The sequence below is a fragment of the Frigidibacter sp. SD6-1 genome, from assembly GCF_030143255.1.
Classification (GTDB): Bacteria; Pseudomonadota; Alphaproteobacteria; order Rhodobacterales; family Rhodobacteraceae; genus TMP-24.
Genome location: NZ_JARJNR010000005.1, coordinates 170,228 through 185,870, shown reverse-complemented (window position 1 = coordinate 185,870; position 15,643 = coordinate 170,228). Strand labels below are relative to the sequence as shown.

General features: G+C 66.7%; 18 protein-coding genes. 7 read left to right on the top strand and 11 right to left on the bottom strand.

Annotated features, from left to right (window positions below; translation table 11 throughout):
* Positions 1-133: 133 nt before the first annotated feature.
* Complete coding sequence (locus tag P0645_RS11130) at positions 134-1,783, bottom strand: electron transfer flavoprotein-ubiquinone oxidoreductase (protein WP_284164649.1); 1,650 nt, start codon at positions 1,781-1,783, stop codon at positions 134-136.
* A gap of 253 nt (positions 1,784-2,036) precedes the next feature.
* Here P0645_RS11130 and greA point away from each other — a divergent pair, with 253 nt between their 5' ends.
* The gene (greA, locus tag P0645_RS11125) at positions 2,037-2,507 is read left to right on the top strand and encodes a transcription elongation factor GreA (protein ID WP_284164648.1); all 471 of its coding nucleotides are present in this window, start codon (positions 2,037-2,039) and stop codon (positions 2,505-2,507) included.
* Positions 2,508-2,525: 18 nt separating this feature from the next.
* Positions 2,526-3,554: a hypothetical protein gene (locus tag P0645_RS11120; protein WP_284164647.1), complete on the top strand. Its 1,029-nt coding sequence runs from the start codon at positions 2,526-2,528 to the stop codon at positions 3,552-3,554.
* A 2-nt stretch (positions 3,555-3,556) separates the two neighbouring features.
* On the opposite strand, the gene mobA is transcribed toward P0645_RS11120, so the two are convergent.
* From mobA to P0645_RS11090, 6 genes are all read right to left on the bottom strand, one after another.
* Positions 3,557-4,141 (bottom strand): molybdenum cofactor guanylyltransferase MobA, encoded by a 585-nt coding sequence (mobA, locus tag P0645_RS11115; protein WP_284164646.1) that lies wholly within the window; start codon positions 4,139-4,141, stop codon positions 3,557-3,559.
* Positions 4,142-4,173: 32 nt separating this feature from the next.
* Positions 4,174-4,776, bottom strand: coding sequence for a hypothetical protein (locus P0645_RS11110; RefSeq protein ID WP_284164645.1), 603 nt, complete (start codon positions 4,774-4,776; stop codon positions 4,174-4,176).
* A 22-nt stretch (positions 4,777-4,798) separates the two neighbouring features.
* On the bottom strand, positions 4,799-4,933 hold the full coding sequence (locus P0645_RS11105; RefSeq protein ID WP_284164644.1) for an aa3-type cytochrome c oxidase subunit IV: 135 nt from the start codon (positions 4,931-4,933) through the stop codon (positions 4,799-4,801).
* Between the two features lie 76 nt (positions 4,934-5,009).
* Positions 5,010-5,507 carry a DUF6173 family protein gene (locus tag P0645_RS11100; protein ID WP_284164643.1) on the bottom strand — a complete coding sequence of 166 codons (498 nt, stop codon included), beginning with the start codon at positions 5,505-5,507 and terminating at the stop codon, positions 5,010-5,012.
* Positions 5,508-5,518: 11 nt separating this feature from the next.
* Entirely contained in the window at positions 5,519-6,577 is a 1,059-nt protein-coding gene (locus P0645_RS11095; RefSeq protein WP_284164642.1) for an MBL fold metallo-hydrolase, read from the bottom strand.
* On the bottom strand, positions 6,577-8,268 hold the full coding sequence (locus tag P0645_RS11090) for an acyl-CoA dehydrogenase family protein (protein ID WP_284164641.1): 1,692 nt from the start codon (positions 8,266-8,268) through the stop codon (positions 6,577-6,579). Before P0645_RS11090 ends, P0645_RS11095 begins: the two co-directional genes overlap by 1 nt.
* Before the next feature lie 128 nt (positions 8,269-8,396).
* Between P0645_RS11090 and P0645_RS11085 the strand changes: the two genes are divergently transcribed.
* Positions 8,397-9,353: an L-threonylcarbamoyladenylate synthase gene (locus P0645_RS11085; RefSeq protein ID WP_284164825.1), complete on the top strand. Its 957-nt coding sequence runs from the start codon at positions 8,397-8,399 to the stop codon at positions 9,351-9,353.
* A 21-nt stretch (positions 9,354-9,374) separates the two neighbouring features.
* Here the strand turns inward: P0645_RS11085 and P0645_RS11080 are convergent, their stop codons facing one another.
* Complete coding sequence (locus P0645_RS11080) at positions 9,375-9,929, bottom strand: YqgE/AlgH family protein (protein ID WP_284164640.1); 555 nt, start codon at positions 9,927-9,929, stop codon at positions 9,375-9,377.
* 126 nt (positions 9,930-10,055) lie between these two features.
* On the opposite strand from P0645_RS11080, the gene P0645_RS11075 reads away from it, so the two are divergent.
* Positions 10,056-10,868, top strand: coding sequence for a protein-disulfide reductase DsbD domain-containing protein (locus tag P0645_RS11075; protein ID WP_284164639.1), 813 nt, complete (start codon positions 10,056-10,058; stop codon positions 10,866-10,868).
* An 87-nt stretch (positions 10,869-10,955) separates the two neighbouring features.
* Here P0645_RS11075 and moaB read toward each other — a convergent pair whose 3' ends face one another.
* The 3 genes from moaB to P0645_RS11060 are packed head-to-tail and all read right to left on the bottom strand — an operon-like array spanning position 10,956 to position 12,907.
* Positions 10,956-11,498, bottom strand: a complete 543-nt coding sequence (moaB, locus tag P0645_RS11070) for a molybdenum cofactor biosynthesis protein B (RefSeq protein WP_284164638.1) — start codon at positions 11,496-11,498, stop codon at positions 10,956-10,958.
* 10 nt (positions 11,499-11,508) lie between these two features.
* Complete coding sequence (locus P0645_RS11065) at positions 11,509-12,099, bottom strand: metallophosphoesterase family protein (protein ID WP_284164637.1); 591 nt, start codon at positions 12,097-12,099, stop codon at positions 11,509-11,511.
* Position 12,100: 1 nt separating this feature from the next.
* A complete protein-coding gene (locus tag P0645_RS11060) occupies positions 12,101-12,907 on the bottom strand; it encodes a uracil-DNA glycosylase (protein WP_284164636.1) in 807 nt (268 codons plus the stop codon).
* Between the two features lie 101 nt (positions 12,908-13,008).
* On the opposite strand from P0645_RS11060, the gene P0645_RS11055 reads away from it, so the two are divergent.
* Genes P0645_RS11055 through pyrC form a run of 3 tightly spaced genes read left to right on the top strand, consistent with a single transcriptional unit; the run spans position 13,009 to position 15,642 of the window.
* Positions 13,009-13,971 carry an aspartate carbamoyltransferase catalytic subunit gene (locus P0645_RS11055; RefSeq protein WP_284164635.1) on the top strand — a complete coding sequence of 321 codons (963 nt, stop codon included), beginning with the start codon at positions 13,009-13,011 and terminating at the stop codon, positions 13,969-13,971.
* Positions 13,972-13,997: 26 nt separating this feature from the next.
* Entirely contained in the window at positions 13,998-14,363 is a 366-nt protein-coding gene (locus P0645_RS11050; protein WP_284164634.1) for a hypothetical protein, read from the top strand.
* Positions 14,364-14,367: 4 nt separating this feature from the next.
* The gene (gene pyrC / locus P0645_RS11045; protein WP_284164633.1) at positions 14,368-15,642 is read left to right on the top strand and encodes a dihydroorotase; all 1,275 of its coding nucleotides are present in this window, start codon (positions 14,368-14,370) and stop codon (positions 15,640-15,642) included.
* The last annotated feature ends 1 nt before the right edge of the window (position 15,643 follow it).

The window sequence follows — 15,643 nt, the reverse complement described above, 5'->3', positions numbered from 1 at the left end:
GCTCACTCCCTCATTCAGGCCAAGGAAACCTAGTGCGCCACGGCGGCCAAGGCAATGCGGGTATCCCGCACCTTTTCGCGATCCGGACAGACGGCAGGGTCGGGCGCGCGGGAAACTGCGCGCCCGGCTCGGGTCACATGTTGGGATAGTTCGGCCCGTCGCCGCCCTGCGGGGTCGTCCAGACGATATTCTGGCTCGGGTCCTTGATGTCGCAGGTCTTGCAATGGACGCAGTTCTGGAAATTGATCTGGAACCGCGGGCCGCCCTCGCCTTCCAGCACCTCATAGACACCTGCCGGGCAGTAGCGCTGTGCCGGTTCGTCATACTCGGGCAGGTTGACCGAGACCGGAACCGACGGGTCCTTGAGCTTCAGATGGCAGGGCTGGCTTTCGGAATGGTTGGTCGCGGCGAAGGCGACGTTGGTCAACCGGTCGAACGACAGAATGCCATCGGGCTTGGGATAGTCGATCTTCGGAAAATCCTTGGCCTTGCCGGTGGCCTTGGCGTCGGACTTGCCATGGCGCAGCGTACCGAAGAGCGACAGGCCGAAGAGGTTGTTCGTCCACATGTCGAGCCCGCCGAACGCCAGCGAGGCGATCATGCCCCAGCGCGACCACATCGGTTTCACGTTGCGCACGCGCTTCAGGTCCTTGCCGATGGCGCCGGTACGGACCTCGGCCTCGTAATCGGCCAGTTCGTCGCTTTGCCGCCCCGCCGAGATCGCCGCATGCGCGGCCTCGGCCGCCGCCTTGCCCGACAGCATCGCATTATGGTTGCCCTTGATGCGCGGCACGTTCACGAGGCCGGCCGAGCAGCCCAGAAGCGCCACACCCGGCGCGACCATCTTCGGGATCGACTGCCAGCCGCCCTCGCTGATCGCCCGCGCGCCATAGGCCACGCGCTTGCCGCCCTTCAGAAGCTCCGCCACCATCGGATGGTGCTTGAAGCGCTGGAATTCCATGTAAGGATAGAGGTGGGGGTTTTCGTAGTTCAGATGGACGACGAAGCCCACATAGACCTGGTTGTTTTCCAGATGATAGATGAACGACCCGCCGCCCGCATTCTTGCCGAGCGGCCAGCCCATCGTATGGGTGACTGTGCCTTCCTTGTGCTTGGCGGGGTCGATCTCCCAGATTTCCTTCATGCCGAGGCCGAATTTCTGCGGGCAATGGCCCTTCGACAGGTCGTATTTCGCCATCACTTCCTTGGCGAGCGAGCCGCGCACGCCTTCGGACAGGAAGACATATTTACCATGCAATTCCAGCCCCGGCTCGTAGCTCGGGCCGGGCGTGCCGTCGGGGTTCTTGCCGAACTCGCCCGCGACGACGCCCTTCACCTCGCCATCCGCGCCATAGACCAGTTCGGATGCCGCCATGCCGGGGAAGATCTCGACGCCCAGCCCCTCGGCCACCGTCGCCATCCAGCGGCAGACATTCGCCATCGAAACGATATACTTGCCATGGTTCGACATCAGGGGCGGCATCGGCCAGTTCGGAATGCGCATCTGGCCCGCAGGCCCGAGGATGTAGAAATTGTCCTCATGCACCTCGGTCTTGATCGGCGCGCCCATCGTGCGCCAGTCGGGCAGAAGCGCGTCGAGACCGGACACGTCCAGAACCGCGCCCGAGAGGATATGCGCGCCAACCTCGGAGCCCTTTTCAAGAAGAACCACCGACCGGTCGGGATCGAGCTGCTTCAGCCGGATCGCCGCCGACAGGCCCGCCGGGCCGCCCCCGACGATCACGACATCATATTCCATCGCTTCGCGCACGATCTCTGTCACGGTTCTGTCCTCATGCGGTCCCGGCCAAAGGCCGATTGTCTATCACCAGCCCCTGTAGCCCAGCCATGGGGCGCTGGCAATTCCTGCGCGCGCAACTTTCTTGCTGCGACGTGACGGATTCGCGACAATATCTGCCGCATGCAGACGGCATGTTCGCCCAGCCGCCGACGCCCGGACCCGGCTATTGACTTTCGATGTGCAACGCGGGTTAACAACTGTCTGACTGGCAAGATTGATCCTACCGACGGACGATATGGAAAAAATCCCGATGACGCGGGCCGGGTTTGGCGCGCTTGACGATGAATTGAGGGCCCTGAAATCGGTGGAGCGCCCCGCTGTGATCCGCGCCATCGCCGAGGCGCGCGAACATGGCGACCTTTCGGAGAACGCCGAATATCACGCCGCGCGCGAGCGTCAGAGCTTTGTCGAGGGCCGGATCAAGGAGCTTGAGGCGCTTCTGTCGCTGGCCGAGGTCATCGACCCCTCGAAGCTCTCGGGCTCGATCAAGTTCGGGGCGACGGTGACTGTCGTCGACGAGGACAGCGACGAGGAAAAGACCTATCAGATCGTGGGTGAGGCCGAGGCCGATATCGAACGCGGGCTTCTGAATATCCGCTCGCCCCTCGCCCGGTCGCTGATCGGCAAGGATGTGGGCGACACGGCGGAAGTCCGCACGCCCGGCGGTGAAAAGAGCTACGAAATCCTGAGCATCCAGTATATCTGATCGCTCAAGGAGGCATCGATGTCCGATCAGCCGCAGGATCGCACCGGCCCGCAGGCGCTGGACCTCGGGCGCTTTGAGCCGCCTCCGGCGGCGCGCCGCTTCGCGCCCACCGACCTGATAGCGGGGGCGGTGACGCTCGTGTGGCTCGCGCTCGTGGGGCTGTTCTTTCTCTTCTCGGGCGGTACGGATGCGGCGGGGCGCTTCAGCACGCTGATGGTGCTCTTGGCCATCGTTCTGCCTGTCGCGCTGATCTGGATGGCTGCTGCAACCGCGCGGGCGACCAGCACGCTCAGGACCGAAACCCAAAGGCTGCAGGCGACACTCGACATCCTGCGCACCACGCTCGTCCAGCAGTCGATGGCGCCGCGTCCCTCGGTCGAGAAGCGCCTGGAAGAGATCGCGCAGGCCGCGCGCATGGCAGAGACCGCGCTCGCCACCTTCACCTCGCGGCGCGACGCCGAGGCGACAGAACCGTCAGCCGACCGCAAGGCGGCGCTGGTGCCCGCCCGCCCGGCCCGCCCCGATGAGGAACAGCCAGCTCTCGCACTCGGCACGCCGGGCGAGGAGAACCCCGCGCCGGTTTCGGTGCAGGATTTCGTCCGCGCGCTGAATTTCCCTGAAAGCCAGGACGACCGCGACGGGATCCTCGCGCTGCGCCGCGCGCTCGAGGATCGCAACCTCGCCAAGCTGATCCGCGCCGCGCAGGATATCCTGACCCTTCTCGGCCAGGACGGTATCTATATGGACGATATCAAGGCCGACCGCGCCAAGCCCGATCTCTGGCGGCGCTTCGCCCAAGGTGAACGCGGCAAGACCATCGCCGCGCTGGGCGGGGTGCGCGACCGCTCCAGCCTTGCGCTCACCGCAGGACGGATGCGGCAGGACACGGTCTTCCGCGATACCGCGCACCATTTCCTCAGGCAATTCGACAAGACGATTGCCGAGTTCGAGAAGAATGCCTCGGATCAGGAGCTTGTGGCGCTGTCTGACACGCGGACCGCGCGTGCCTTCATGCTGCTCGGCCGGGTGACCGGCACGTTCGACTGACCCTACCCAAGGTAACGGGCGGCGGCGGCCAGTTCCTCGACAGTATTCGCGTTCATGAATGGATCGGGCTCGGTCGCGGCGAAGGTGGCGCGTACGGCGCCGACACTTTCGGCCCAAAACCCGAGCCGCCGTTCAGCACTGCCAAGCGCCGCTTCGAGCGACATATTCAGCGATACGGGCCAAAGGCCGACTGTCGGATGGGCACGGCCCGCGCTTTCGGCGATGGCAGGCCCGCCGTCGCCTGCGAGCATCAGCAGCGCCACCAGATCGCCGGGGATGAACGGCGTATCGACCGCCATCGTCGCCAGATGGCTGGCACCTGCGGCCTTGGCCCAGATCAGCCCCGCCAACAGACCCGCCATCGGCCCCGCCCCGCCGCGGTCGGCATCGGCCAGGACCGGAAGTCGAAACCCATCGAAGCGCGAGGGATCGCCGTTGGCGGAAATGGCCAGCGACTCGACCTGCGGTTCGAAGCGCGTAACCGCATTGGAGAGCAGCGTTCCCGGCCCGAACGGCAACAGTGCCTTGTCAACGCCGCCCATCCGCCGCCCTGCGCCGCCCGCAAGAATAAGGCCGAAGATGCGCATGCCTGCCGCCCTTCCGCGCCGACGGACGCAATTTACGGGGTCGCGACCAGTTGTTCGACCAGAAGCGGTTTGTTGTCGTCCGGGCTGTCGTCGGTGTATTTCAGTGTCACCACGCCAGGCAGTTCGGCGAAGCTCTTCATGATCTTGCCCGGGAAGTAACTGCGATTTACCGATTCAAAGCCCGGAAGATCGCGCAGGATCGCGCTGATCGACGTGCCGCACAGGGCCTTGCCGACCGCGCCATTGCCCTCGGCCCGGCGGATCGCCAGTTCGGCGACCTCGGGGCTGACCAGCACCGTCTGCTTGACCACATAGTAGGTCTCGCGCGCGTGGTAATCGATGTAATATTGCTCCATCCGCGGCGTGATGCCGTAGTGCAGGTCGTTGCGCTCGGGCGCGGCCGGATTGGTCCAGGTACCGGCCGGATCGAAGACCACCCGCTGGCTGCCGTTGATCAGAAGGCCGGAATGCGCGCCTTCGCCACCGAGCGTGCGGACCACGGTGATGAGCGAGATTGACGGCGGCTCTGACGAGACATAGCGCGCCCGCGCCACGGCTTCGTCGGGCGCCCAGACGGGTTCCGCGCAATTGGCAAGGAACAGCGGCAGAATCAGGACAAGCAGCAACCGACGCATCAGATCACACCAAACCGGCTGTTCAGGCGTTCACGAGCGCCATGAAGATCAGGACGCCGATGATCACCACCGTTGCCCATTTTGTGAAGGTCACGAACCCCGCGAAGGTCTGTTCCTGCGCCTTGATGTTCATGCTGCCGGGCTTGTGCTCTGCCATGATCCTTGTCCCTTCCGGTTGGTCGCGGTGGATTTAGCCTATTCCGTCTGCCCTGTCACGGGCCTGTCGCCGCCGTTCACGAACCTTTGGCGGTCTTGGTCTTTCCGGCCTTCTTCTTCGGTGCCAGTTCTGCGGCGAGGCGGAAGCCGATCCGGCGTGGTTCCTCGATCTCTGGCGCCCTGGTCATGGCGCGCAGCATCACGTTCAGCTGGGTTACGTGCTGGATCAGCTGGGTGCGGTTTTCCTCTTCGTCGCGGCCATAGAAAGTGACGATATCGGGGGCGAAATAACCGATCCCCTCGATCCGCATCACGCCCGTTTCGCTGCCCGCAAAGCCCATCGCCACCTCGTGCGCGTCGTCCAGCCGTTCCTCGAAATTCTTGATGTACAGGATCAGCCGTTCATAGGCCCATTGGGCAGGGCTTTTCTCGTCCACCGGTTCGCCCGCGATCCCGGCGGGCAGGGGCAACATCTCGGCCGTGGGCGGCAGGTCGTCGCAGGCAGGTGCCACACGGGCGCGCGGCAGGGCGGCGGCCTCCATCGCCTCTGCCGAGGTCATGATCGTCTCGGCCATGTCGCGCGGCCTCAGATCTCGGGGTTCCTTGCGGCCTGCCATCGGTCGACGCCTCCCTCATCGCGCGCTCTCGTCACCTGTCCTGACTTCCACAGATGATTGAGATGCGCAACCGCCTCGACCAGCGCCAGCCCATATTCGCCCTCGCCGATCTCGCGCTTGTAGAGGGGGGCGAAACACTCGACCGCCGTGCGCGGCCGGTCGAGATGGGAAAGAAGCCGGGCAAGCGCGCCTTCATGGTTCTCGATCATCTGGCGCAGGCGAAAGGGCAGGCCCCGGAACGGCAGCTTGTGGCCCGGCAGCACCAACTGGCGCTCGGTCGCATGGGGCAGGAAGGCGCGGCAGCTGTCCAGCCAGTCGGCGACCGGATCGGCCAAAGGTTCGGTCGCATAGACGCCGAGGTTGGGCGAGATGCCGGGCAGAAGCTGGTCGCCGCCGATGACGATCTCGCCGTCCTCGGACCAGAAGGTCGCCTGCTCGGGCGCATGGCCGTTGCCGATGCGGACCTGCCAGTCGCGCCCGCCCATCGTGATGCGGTCGCCTTCCGCGATCCTTGTGAAGCCCAAGGGCATCGGCTCCACCACATCGGCGAAGTTGAAGGGACGTTCGCCCGCGCGGCGGGCAAGAAGCGCGCCGTCCATCCCCGCCGCCCGCCAGAAGGCGAGCGTCTCGGGCAGCGGCAGCGCCTGTTCGTCCAATGTCAGCATGCGGGCGAAGAGCCAGGCAGTGCGGGTGGTGACCAGTTCGGCGCCCCGCGCCTGAAACCAGCCCGCAAGGCCGATATGGTCGGGGTGGTGGTGCGTCACCACGACCCGGCGGACCGGGCGCCCGCCCAGGGGACCGGCGATGATCTCTTCCCAGATCGCCTTCGTCTTGCGGCTTCGCAGCCCCGTGTCGATCAGCGTCCAGCCATCGCCATCGTCCAGCGCGTAGACATTCACATGGTCAAGCGCCATCGGCAGCGGCAGGCGCAGCCACAGGATGCCCGGAGCGATCTCGATGGCGCCGCCGGGCGCGGGCGGCGCGGCGAAAGGCTGGCTCAGGCCCGACGCTGGCGCGGGCTGGTCCATCACGCTTCCAGATCGTCGGGCGACAGGGCGTAAAGCCCGTCCGCCCCCGCGCGTGCCTCAGCCAGTGCGGCTGCATGATCGGGCAGAAGCCGCGCCATGTAGACGGCTGCGAGCCGCGCGCGCGTCGAAGACGCGCCAGCCACGCGTGCAGCCTTCAGATGGTAATGTGCGCCAAGCACCCGGCCGAAGGCGCGGGCATAGGGAACCGCACCCGCGAACCGGTCCTGCATCGGCCGGCCAAGCAGTGTTTCGGTCGCCTCGCGCAGGTTCTGCGCGGCGGACCAGACCTCTTTCGACAGGGCGGGCAGTGCCGCCCGCGCCGCCTCGGCGCCCGCGTCGATCTCGTCGAGCAGACGAAAGGCCGCCTCGCCCTGATCCATCATCTTGCGGCCCACGAGGTCCATCGCCTGGATGCCATTGGTGCCTTCGTAGATCGGCGTGATCCGCACGTCGCGCAGATATTGCGCCGCGCCGGTTTCCTCGATGAAGCCCATGCCGCCGTGGATCTGCACGCCCATGTCGGCGACCCGGCAGCCCACGTCGGTGCCGAAGCCCTTGGCGATCGGGGTCAGGAGCGCGCCGCGCGCCGCCCAGTCGGCCGCGCCGATGGCCTTGGCCATGTCCAGCGCGCCCGCACAGGCCAGCGCGATGGCGCGGGCTGCGAAGATCTCGGCCTTCATCGTGGCCAGCATGCGCCGCACGTCGGCATGGTCGATGATCGGCCCCATCTGCTGGCGCTCGCGCGCATAGGCGAGCGCTTTCTGGAAGGCGGCCTCGGCCATACCCACGCCCTGCACGCCCACCGCAAGACGGGCGTTGTTCATCATGGTGAACATCGCCGCCATGCCCTTGTGCGGCTCGCCGATCATCCAGCCTGTCGCGCCCTCATAGGCCATCACGCAGGTGGGCGAGCCATGGATGCCAAGCTTGTGTTCAAGGCTCACGACCTTAAGGCTGTTGGGCTTGCCCGGTTTGCCGTTTTCGTCCGGCAGGTATTTCGGCACGAGGAACAGCGAGATACCCTTCGTGCCGCTTGCCCCGTCGGGCAAGCGGGCAAGCACCGCGTGGCTGACGTTCGCGAAGGCGTCGCTGTCGCCCCAGGTGATGAATATCTTCTGCCCGGTGATCGCGTAAGTGCCGTCGCCGAGAGGTTCGGCCTTGGTGCGCAGGGCGCCGACGTCTGAGCCCGCCTGCGGTTCGGTCAGGTTCATCGTGCCCGACCATTCGCCCGAGATGAGTTTCGGCAGGTAGAGCGCCTTCAACTCCTCGCTCGCGTGCGCCTCCAGCGCCTCGATCTGGCCCTGGGTCAGGAGCGGGTTGAGCTGCAGCGCGAGGCAGGCGCCCGACATCATGTCCTGCACCGCCATGTTGAGAAGCTGCGGTAGGCCCATGCCGCCATGCTCCGGCCCGGCAGAGAGGCCGATCCAGCCGCCTGCCCCCCATTGCCCGAGCGCCTCGGCAAAACCGGGCGAGGAGCGGACGATGCCGTTTTCCAGACGCGCGGGCGTAAGGTCACCAGCTCGGTTCAGGGGCGCGATCACCTCGTCGCACATCCGCGCCGCTTCGGTCAGGACCGCCTGCGCGGTTTCCGGGGTCGCGTCCGCAAACCGCTCGGTCGCGCTGATCTCGGCCAGCGGTACGATATGGTCGAGGATGAAGGTGACCTCGTTCACCGCGGATCTGTAGGACATCTTTTCCCCTCGCCTTGGCAACCGGCGGCATAGCGCGTAAATCAGGGCGCAGCATCACGAAATGGCGCCGGTTTCACCCATCATTGCCGCTGGGTCAGGCGCCCGCAACCCGCAACGCAGCGTCACGGATACTCTTGACCGAGCTTCTTTCCCCCAGCGCCGAAGGCCTCGGCCGCGCCGCCCGCCATCTGGCTGAGGGGCGCCTCGTCGCCTTCCCGACCGAGACAGTCTATGGCCTGGGCGGCGACGCGCGCGACGACCGGGCGGTGGCGTCGATCTTCGCGGCCAAGGGGCGACCCGCCTTCAACCCGCTCATCGTCCATGTCCCGGATATGAGTGCTGCCGCGCGGCTGGCGGTCTTTTCCGATCAGGCGCTGCGGCTCGCCGCGGCCTTCTGGCCCGGCGCGCTGACGCTCGTCCTGCCGATGCGGGACGACAGCGGCCTGTCTCCGCTTGTCTCCGCCGGCCTGCCGAGCGTGGCGATCCGCATGCCCGCCCATCCGGTTGCGGTGGCATTGCTTCATGCTTTCGGCGGCCCGGTCGCGGCGCCCTCGGCCAACCCGTCGGGGCGGATCAGCCCGACCCGGGCTGATCATGTGATGGACGGTCTGGGCGAACGGATCGCGGCGGTGATCGACGGCGGCGCCTGTATGGTCGGAGTGGAATCGACCATCGTCGGCCTTTCACCGCGCCCCACGCTCCTGCGCCCCGGGGGCATTCCGGCCGAGGCGATCGAGGATTGTCTCGGTGTTCCGCTCGCCGCGCCCGATCCCGCGCCCGCCCGCCCGAACGCGCCGGGCCAGCTTTCCAGCCATTATGCGCCTGCGGCCGCGGTCGCGCTTGGCGTGACCGCCCCCGATCCGGGCGATGTATGGATCGGCTTCGGGCCGCTTTCCGGGGCCAGCGGGCTAAACCTGTCACCGACCGGTGATCTGGTCGAGGCGGCGGCGAACCTCTTCCACTACCTGCGCGCGGCTGACCGCCGCGCCGGACCCGACGGCCGGATCGCGGTCGCGCCCATCCCTGAAAAGGGCCTCGGCCGCGCGATCAACGATCGCCTCCGCCGCGCCGCCGCGCCGCGCTGACGGTCAGGGCGATCGGGCCGTTCAGGCGTTTCCTGCGGTCGCCGACAGTGAAAACGGATCGACGCCGATCGACTTCAGCGCCGATGTCCATTTCCGCTTGTCCGGCAGTCCGAAGATCAGTTCCTCATCGGCATCGCAGGTGAGCCAGCCATTGTCGCGGATCTCGCCCTCGAGCTGACCCGGACCCCAGCCTGCATAGCCGAGCGCCAGCATTGACCGCTCCGGCCCCGCGCCCTCGGCCAATGCCTGCAGGATATCGAGCGTCGCGGTCATGCCGAACCGGTCGTCCACCCGCAGAGTCGAGCCCTCTCCCTCGTAGTCGCCCGAATGCAGCACGAAGCCGCGCGCATGTTCGACCGGCCCGCCGAAATGGACGCGGATGTCGCGGGACCGGTCGCCGCGCGGGATGCCGAGCTGCTTGAGAAGCGCATCGAAGCGCAAGTCGGGTGCGGGCTTGTTGACGATCAGCCCCATCGCCGCTTCGGGCGTGTGGACGCAGAGGAAGACCACGCTATGTTCGAAGCGCGGATCGCCCATGCCCGGCATCGCGATCAAGAGTTTGCCCGTCAGGTCCATGCCCACTCTCCTTGCCCCGATGATCGCGCCTGCCCGCCGCGAATGCAAGCCGGGCGCCGGCGCCGATGACGGGGGCTTGACGCGGAAGTGATTTCCCTTGGCTCCGGTTCGTCCTATCTAGGTCGCATGACCCCACGGACCCTGCACATCGCTGCCCTCGTTCTTGCTGCCATCCTGTCGGGCGGCCCGTCGGCCGCGCAGACTCTGCCGCAGGACCTGATCCGCGCCGAAATCCTGCCCGGCTGGCAGACCGCAGACGGCACGCGGATGGCGGCGCTGCATCTGACCTTCGCGCCGGGCTGGAAGACCTACTGGCGCAGCCCCGGCGAGGCGGGCATCCCGCCGGAGTTCGACTGGTCGGGCTCGCAGAATGTCAGTTCGGTCCGCCTGCTCTGGCCGCGCCCAGAGGTCCATGAAATCTCCGGATACCGGACGCTCGTCTACCCCGGGGAGCTCGTCCTTCCCGTCGAGATCGTCGCGGCGGCGCCCGGCCAGCCGGTCACGCTTTCGGCCAGCGTCAACCTGGGCATCTGCGACGAGATCTGCGTGCCGGTCAGCTTTGCGGTCAAGGCCGACCTGTCCGGCACCTCCGCGCCCGATCCGGCGATCCGCGCGGCGCTGTCCCGGATGCCCGACGATGCTTCGGGGCGGGGCCTTCCTGCCGCGCACTGCTCGGCCGAGCCGATCCGCGACGGGATGCGGCTGACAGCGGATATTCCCTTCCCGGCCGCTGCGCAGGACAGTTTCGCGGTGGTGGAACTGGACGACCGCGCCGTCTGGGTCGCGCCGGTCGAGACCCGGGTCGGCGGGCACGGCATGGTGCAGGTCTCCGACCTGGTGCCCGCGAATGCCAAGCCTTTCGCGCTCAGCCGCTCCGCGGTACGCCTCACCGTATTCAGCGGGGGGGATGTCGTGGAGTTCGACGGCTGCAAGGGCTGAGGCCGTAGAGAGCCTCCTCGTTCACTTCGTTTCTCGTCGGTCGCCCAGCGAGGAGTGCACGAAGTGCTTCGACGAGCCACCCCCCGGCTACTTCCGGCGTTTGTGTTCTTCCAGCCGCGGCATGATCTCGACGAAATTGCAGGGCCGGTGGCGGTAGTCGAACTGCCATCTCAATATCTCGTCCCAGGCGTCCCGGCAGGCCCCCGGACTGCCCGGCAATGCGAAAAGGTAGGTCCCGCCCGCAACCCCGCCCGTCGCGCGGCTCTGGACCGCCGACGTCCCGATCTTCTGCATCGAGACCATGGTAAACACCGTGCCGAACGCCTCGATCTCCTTCTCGTAGACATCGCGGTGCGCCTCGACCGTCACATCGCGGCCCGTCAGGCCCGTGCCTCCGGTCGAGATCACGACGTCGACGCCCGGATCGGCCACCCATTCGCGCAGCTTCGCCGCAATCCCCCCCCGCTCGTCGGGCAGGATCGCCCGATGGGCCAGCACATGGCCCGCCCCCGTCAGCCGTTCGACCAGCGTATCGCCCGACCGGTCCTCGGCCAACCCGCGCGTGTCAGAGACGGTCAGGACGGCGATGCGGACCGGGATGAATTCCTTGGTTTCGTCGATGCGGGTCATTGCGGCGCTTTCAAATCACTATCCGGTTGACGGACGGGCCAAGGTTCATGACGTCGGTCGGTCCGATCCTTCCCCTTGCGCCCCAGTCATCATGGACATGCCCGCACAGAAGCAGGCGAGGCGCCATGCGTCGCGTCGCCGCAAGAACTGCATCCGACCCGATGGGACCGAGCTGCGCATGCCGGTCGCATGTCCCTTTCGGCGGCGAATGGCTGACAAGGATGTCAGCCGCCGCAATCGGGGCGAGCATGCCTTGCGCTTCCTCTTCCGTCAGGTCGAACGACCCCCAGGGCAACGGGGGCAAGGGCGGCACCGCCCCGCCGAGACCGGCGATCCGGATGCCGCCGAAGTCGACGGCCGCGCCATGCAGGACCGGAACGCCCGTCGCGCCGCGCAATTCCTCGGCGGTTTCATTGTTGCCGGGGACGAAGAGCGCCTTGTGAGCGATCGGCCCGAACGCCGCCATGAAAGGCTGAAGCCCCTGTCTGCGCGCGGCAAAATCGCCCGCGCCGATCACCAGATCGGCGCTGTCGGCGGCAGCGAGGATCGCGTCGCGGGCCGGGATATCCAGATGCAGGTCCGAGAAGGCAAGGATCCTCATCTCAGCCCCCGAGCCTTGCCTTCACTTCCAGCAGATCCGCCCAGGCCTCGCGCTTGGCCGCGGGGTTCCTCAGAAGATAGGCCGGATGGGTCATCGGCAGGGCCGGGCGGGCGAAGGCCTCGGTCCATTTGCCCCGCAGCCGCAGGATGCCGCGCGTGCCAAGTGCCGCGGCGCAGGGCGTGTTGCCCATCAGGACGATCAGGTCGGGATCGGCGAGGTCTACATGCCGGGTCAGGAACGGCAGCATCATCGCGATTTCCTGCGGGTCGGGGTCGCGGTTGCCGGGCGGGCGCCAGGGCAGGACGTTGGTGATGTAAAGCGCAGTCTCCGCGTCCGGCGCGGTGCGCGACAATCCTATGGCCGCGAACATCCGGTCCAGTAGCTGCCCGGCGCGGCCGACGAAGGGGCGCCCCTCCAGATCCTCGTCCCGCCCCGGCGCCTCGCCGATCACCATCACCCGCGCCGCCGGGTTGCCGTCGGCAAAGACGAAATTCCGCGCGCCCTTCTTCAGGTCACAGTGGTCGTAGGCCGCCTGCGCGGTCGCCAGAGCCGCGAGGTCCGCACTTGCATCCGCCGCCCGTCTGGCCGCCGCGAGCCTATCGACCTCTTCCGCCCTTCTTACCGGTGCCTCCGTGGGCGGTGCGGCCGAGGCGGGCGGAACATCTCGCGCCGCCTTCGGCGCCTCAACCGCCAGCGCATAGCGGTTGACCGGCGCCTCGCCGATAGGCTCGTCGGCGCCCATCTCCATCTGCCATTCCAGAAGGGCGCGGGCGGCGTGAAAATCCATCTCTGCGGCGGGGCTCTGCATGGCGCCACCCTAAGCCTGCGCCGCGCCGGGGTCAAAGCCGAACCCGGTTGCCCCGCGCCCGACCTTTTGCCATAAGCGCCGAAACGGGACGGGAGCCTCCGATGACATTCCGCGCGCGTCACCTCTTGGGCATCGAACATCTAGCGCCGGAGGAGATTCGCACCGTTCTCGATCTGGCGGAAAAATATGTCGACCTGAACCGCCGAACGGTGAAGCAGGCCGATGCGCTGGCCGGTCTCACCCAGATCAACATGTTCTTCGAGAACTCGACCCGCACGCAGGCCAGTTTCGAGCTGGCGGGCAAGCGGCTGGGGGCCGACGTGATGAACATGTCGGTCGCCCATTCCAGCGTGAAGAAGGGCGAGACGCTGATCGACACAGCGATGACGCTGAACGCGATGCACCCGGACCTTCTTGTGGTACGCCATCCCTCCTCGGGGGCGGTGAACCTTCTCGCGTCGAAAGTGAATTGCGCGGTCCTGAACGCGGGCGACGGGCGGCATGAGCACCCCACGCAGGCACTCCTGGACGCGCTGACCATCCGCCGCGCCAAGGGCCGCATCCAGCGTTTGACCGTGGCCATATGCGGCGACATCGCCCACAGCCGTGTCGCCCGGTCGAACCTGATACTCCTCGGCAAGATGGAAAACCGCGTTCGCCTGATCGCGCCGCCCACCCTGATGCCCTCGGGCGTCGCCGAGTTCGGCTGCGAGCTTTACGACGACATGCGCGAGGGGCTGAAGGATGCCGACGTGGTGATGATGCTGCGCCTTCAGAAAGAGCGGATGGACGGCGGCTTCATCCCTTCGGAGCGGGAATATTACCACCGCTTCGGGCTCGACGCCGAGAAACTGTCGTTCGCGAAGGAAGATGCCATCGTCATGCACCCCGGCCCGATGAACCGGGGGGTCGAGATCGACGGAGAGATCGCCGACGACATCAACCGGTCGGTCATCCAAGAACAGGTCGAGATGGGGGTGGCCGTCCGCATGGCCTGCATGGACCTTCTGGCGCGGAACCTCAGGGCCGAGCGCGGCGCGAAGGCGGCGGGGGTGATGGTGTGAGTAAGCGCGAACTATCGGAGAGGCTCTTGGCGCGCCTGATCAGTACCCTGGCGGAGAATGGCGTTTCGCCGACTGAAACCAGCGCGGCCGAATATTTTGAAGATCCTGACTGGGATCAAATCGAGTTCTTCGGCAGCTTGGTCAACTGGCTCGAATCCGAAGGAGTTGTGCGATTGGTTGAATCTCCTTGGATGGGCGATGGGGCAGGTCCGACGTTTTCACTAGTGCTGACCTCGCTAGGGTTTCAGCACTTGGCGCGCACACAGCCTAACGGGTTGACGCTTGTGGAAAACGCAAAGCAGATTGCGGCATCGCCAAACGTTGCATCTACGGCGGGCGAGTTTGTCGGCTCACTGTTGGGCGCGTTTACGAAATCAGTAACGCCGAGCTAGCCCAATGACACTCCACCTCACCAACGCCCGCCTGATCGACCCCGAAGGCCTGACGGAAACCGAAGGCGCGCTGACCATCGAGAACGGCCTCATCGCCGCCCTCAACGCCCCCGCACCGAAGGGCGCGACGATCATCGACTGCGGGGCGAAATGCCTCGCCCCCGGCATCGTCGACATCGGCGTGAAGGTCGGCGAGCCGGGCGAGCGGCACAAGGAGTCCTTCCGCTCCGCCGCCCTTGCGGCGGCGGCGGGGGGCGTGACGACCATTGTCACCCGGCCCGACACCAACCCCGCCATCGACACGCCCGAGGCGCTCGAGTTCGTCAACCGCCGCGCGGCCGAGGCCTCGCCCGTCCGCATCCGCCATATGGCCGCGCTGACCAAGGGCCGACAGGGGCGCGAGATGACCGAGATCGGCTTCCTCCTGGATGCCGGCGCCGTGGCCTTCACCGACTGCGACCATGTGGTGACCGACACCAAGGTCCTCTCGCGCGCCATGACCTATGCGAAATCGCTCGGCGCCCTCATCATCGGCCATCCGCAGGACCCGGGGCTTTCGGCGGGGTCGGCGGCGACCTCGGGCAAGTTCGCCTCGCTTCGCGGCCTGCCCGGCGTCTCGCCGATGGCGGAACGCATGGGCCTCGACCGCGATCTGTCGCTGATCGAGATGACAGGCGTACGCTATCACTTCGACCAGATCACGGTGGCCCGCGCGCTGCCGCCCTTGGAACGGGCTCGGAAGAACGGCCTTGATGTGACGGCGGGAACCTCGATCCACCACCTGACGCTCAATGAATTTGACGTCGGCGACTACCGGACCTTCTTCAAGGTCAAGCCGCCCTTGCGGTCCGAGGACGACCGGCTTGCCATCGTCGAGGCGGTGGCCTCGGGGCTGATCGACATCATCTCGTCCATGCACACGCCGCAGGACGAGGAGAGCAAGCGCCTGCCCTATGAGGAGGCGGCATCGGGTGCGGTGTCTCTTGAGACCTTCCTGCCCGCCGCGCTGCGCCTCTATCACGCGGGGCAGCTGACGCTGCCGCAACTTTTCCGCGCGATGTCGCTCAATCCCGCGAAGCGCCTCGGCCTGCCGCAGGGGCGGCTTTCGGTCGGCGCGCCCGCCGATCTTGTGCTCTTCGACCCGGACGCGCCCTTCGTGCTGGACCGCTTCACTCTGAAATCCAAGTCCAAGAACACGCCCTTTGACGGGGCGCGGATGGAAGGTAAGGTTCGGGCCACATTCGTGGGCGGCCAGCAGGTTTTCGGGACGGGAGCATAAC

Bases quoted from the DNA above. Each gene is read 5' to 3' on its own strand.
- P0645_RS11105 (WP_284164644.1), bottom strand. From the start codon at position 4,933: ATGGCAGAGCACAAGCCCGGCAGCATGAACATCAAGGCGCAGGAACAG.
- pyrC (WP_284164633.1), top strand. From the start codon at position 14,368: ATGACACTCCACCTCACCAACGCCCGCCTGATCGACCCCGAAGGCCTG.
- P0645_RS11120 (WP_284164647.1), top strand. From the start codon at position 2,526: ATGTCCGATCAGCCGCAGGATCGCACCGGCCCGCAGGCGCTGGACCTC.
- P0645_RS11080 (WP_284164640.1), bottom strand. From the start codon at position 9,929: ATGGACCTGACGGGCAAACTCTTGATCGCGATGCCGGGCATGGGCGAT.
- greA (WP_284164648.1), top strand. From the start codon at position 2,037: ATGGAAAAAATCCCGATGACGCGGGCCGGGTTTGGCGCGCTTGACGAT.
- P0645_RS11100 (WP_284164643.1), bottom strand. From the start codon at position 5,507: ATGGCCGAGACGATCATGACCTCGGCAGAGGCGATGGAGGCCGCCGCC.
- P0645_RS11095 (WP_284164642.1), bottom strand. From the start codon at position 6,577: ATGGACCAGCCCGCGCCAGCGTCGGGCCTGAGCCAGCCTTTCGCCGCG.
- P0645_RS11065 (WP_284164637.1), bottom strand. From the start codon at position 12,099: ATGAGGATCCTTGCCTTCTCGGACCTGCATCTGGATATCCCGGCCCGC.
- P0645_RS11055 (WP_284164635.1), top strand. From the start codon at position 13,009: ATGACATTCCGCGCGCGTCACCTCTTGGGCATCGAACATCTAGCGCCG.
- P0645_RS11060 (WP_284164636.1), bottom strand. From the start codon at position 12,907: ATGCAGAGCCCCGCCGCAGAGATGGATTTTCACGCCGCCCGCGCCCTT.
- P0645_RS11090 (WP_284164641.1), bottom strand. From the start codon at position 8,268: ATGTCCTACAGATCCGCGGTGAACGAGGTCACCTTCATCCTCGACCAT.
- P0645_RS11075 (WP_284164639.1), top strand. From the start codon at position 10,056: ATGACCCCACGGACCCTGCACATCGCTGCCCTCGTTCTTGCTGCCATC.
- P0645_RS11110 (WP_284164645.1), bottom strand. From the start codon at position 4,776: ATGCGTCGGTTGCTGCTTGTCCTGATTCTGCCGCTGTTCCTTGCCAAT.
- mobA (WP_284164646.1), bottom strand. From the start codon at position 4,141: ATGCGCATCTTCGGCCTTATTCTTGCGGGCGGCGCAGGGCGGCGGATG.
- moaB (WP_284164638.1), bottom strand. From the start codon at position 11,498: ATGACCCGCATCGACGAAACCAAGGAATTCATCCCGGTCCGCATCGCC.